Below are 438 nucleotides of genomic sequence, written 5' to 3'. Positions count from 1 at the left end.
TGGATCAAAGTCCCGACCGCTCTTGAAGACGCCCCAGGCGATCTTGGCCAGCTTTCTGGCCAGGATGTTGAAGCTGGCGGTACTGCTGTGGCCGCGTTCGCGGATGGCCGTGTAAAGGGGTTTGCCGCCTTTCGATCGGGTCAGGCCCATGGCAGCCATGTAGAGGATCTGGCGCAGGCTGGCGTTGCCACGCTTGGACAAGCGCCTTTTGCCGATCCGCGCACCGGATTCGTTGGGTCGCGGATCCAGACCGGTACAGGCGATCCAGGCGTCTGAGCTGGTCAAGGGCCAGCGCGTGATGTGATGGGTGACGAAGGCCGCCACCGTCGGTCCGATCCCCGGGATGGTCATGATCCGCCGATACAGGTCGCGCTGTTCGCCGCTGCGACACAGTTGCTGAATCTGCTGGTCCAGCATGGCAATGGCCTCTTTCAGACC

Annotated in this window: 1 protein-coding gene; it reads right to left on the bottom strand. The window is 62.8% G+C overall.

Annotation, left to right across the window (positions count from 1 at the left end; all coding sequences use genetic code 11):
- Positions 1-417: transposase (locus CR919_RS20930; protein WP_243380390.1), on the bottom strand; the 417-nt coding region annotated here is incomplete at its 3' end.
- Positions 418-438 lie beyond the last annotated feature (21 nt).

Origin of the sequence: Stenotrophomonas sp. LMG 10879 (genome assembly GCF_002750935.1) — a bacterium.
Taxonomy (GTDB): Bacteria; Pseudomonadota; Gammaproteobacteria; order Xanthomonadales; family Xanthomonadaceae; genus Stenotrophomonas; species Stenotrophomonas lactitubi_B.
Note: the sequence above shows the minus strand (reverse complement) of the source record. Positions and strands in the feature narration are given on the sequence as shown.